Source organism: Tianweitania sp. (assembly GCF_032053605.1).
Classification (GTDB): Bacteria; Pseudomonadota; Alphaproteobacteria; order Rhizobiales; family Rhizobiaceae; genus Tianweitania.
In genome coordinates this window covers 1-770 of sequence record NZ_DAMBUH010000045.1, presented here as the reverse complement: position 1 = coordinate 770, position 770 = coordinate 1, and the positions used below count along the sequence as shown (strand labels likewise).

Here is a 770-nt window from a genome sequence, read left to right as displayed (position 1 = left end):
CACGCTGATGCAGGCGCTGCTGTCGACGGCACTTAGCATTCTGCCGGCGCTCCTCGTCGCACGCGCTCTGTCGCGGCATCCGAATTTTCCCGGGCGCCGCTTGATCCTGCAACTCTTCGCCGTGCCGCTCGCTCTACCGGCGATCGTCGCGGCCCTTGGCCTGCTCGCTCTGCTCGGCCGCGCCGGCTTTCTTGCTCCACCGCTCAGCGCGCTTACCGGCGAGCCGTGGCCCGGCATCTACGGCCTGTCAGGCATTCTCGTCGCGCATGTGTTCTTCAACCTGCCGATGGCGACGCGACTGTTTCTGGAAGCGCTCGAAACCGTCCCCACGGACCAGCACCGCCTCGGCGTCCAGCTCGGCTTCAAGGCCTGGAACAGCTTTCGCTTCATTGAATGGCCTGCTTTGCGCAAGGCCCTGCCCTCGATCGCCGGCCTCGTCTTCATGCTCTGCGTGACCTCCTTCACCCTCGTTCTGACGCTCGGCGGCGGCCCGCGCGCCACCACGCTGGAAGTCGCGATCTACCAGGCGCTGCGCTTCGACTTCGACCCATCCCGCGCGGTCGCCCTCACCATGGTGCAACTCGCCCTTACCGTGATCATCCTCGCCCTCCTGTCGCGCCTGGGCGCCGACACAGCCGGCGAAGCCAACTTGTCCGTCGCGCCCCGCCGCTTCGATCACCCGAGTGGCCGTGAGCGGATCGCCAACAGCGCAATCCTCCTTTCCGCCGTCCTGTTCGTCTTGAGCCCGCTCGCCGCCACCGTGATCGCCG

1 protein-coding gene is annotated in these 770 nt (G+C 67.1%); it reads left to right on the top strand.

The genetic code is table 11. The annotated features are described in order from the left end of the window. The coding region (locus RTX98_RS11730; protein WP_312796755.1) for an ABC transporter permease subunit at positions 1–770 on the top strand (770 nt) is incomplete at both ends.